The sequence below is a fragment of the Escherichia sp. MOD1-EC5495 genome, assembly GCF_002965965.1.
GTDB lineage: Bacteria > Pseudomonadota > Gammaproteobacteria > Enterobacterales > Enterobacteriaceae > Escherichia > Escherichia ruysiae.
The window spans coordinates 1-450 of record NZ_PTRI01000065.1 but is presented as its reverse complement, the minus strand read 5'-3'; the positions used below and the strand labels follow the sequence as shown (position 1 = coordinate 450).

Annotated in this window: 2 tRNA genes; both read left to right on the top strand. The window is 44.9% G+C overall.

Annotation, left to right across the window (positions count from 1 at the left end):
• Positions 1–79 precede the first annotated feature (79 nt).
• Positions 80–156, top strand: a tRNA-Ile gene (locus tag BEG40_RS21575).
• A 42-nt stretch (positions 157–198) separates the two neighbouring features.
• Positions 199–274: transfer RNA gene (locus tag BEG40_RS21570), tRNA-Ala, on the top strand.
• The last annotated feature ends 176 nt before the right edge of the window (positions 275–450 follow it).

Here is a 450-nt window from a genome sequence, read left to right as displayed (position 1 = left end):
TCACCTCCTTACCTTAAAGAAGCGTTCTTTGAAGTGCTCACACAGATTGTCTGATGAAAATGAGCAGTAAAACCTCTACAGGCTTGTAGCTCAGGTGGTTAGAGCGCACCCCTGATAAGGGTGAGGTCGGTGGTTCAAGTCCACTCAGGCCTACCAAATTTGCACCGCAAATTTGAAGAGGTTTTAACTACATGTTATGGGGCTATAGCTCAGCTGGGAGAGCGCCTGCTTTGCACGCAGGAGGTCTGCGGTTCGATCCCGCATAGCTCCACCATCTCTGTAGTGATTAAATAAAAAATACTTCAGAGTGTACCTGCAAAGGTTCACTGCGAAGTTTTGCTCTTTAAAAATCTGGATCAAGCTGAAAATTGAAACGACACACGTTAAGTGTGTTCGAGTCTCTCAAATTTTCGCAACACGATGATGAATCGAAAGAAACATCTTCGGGTT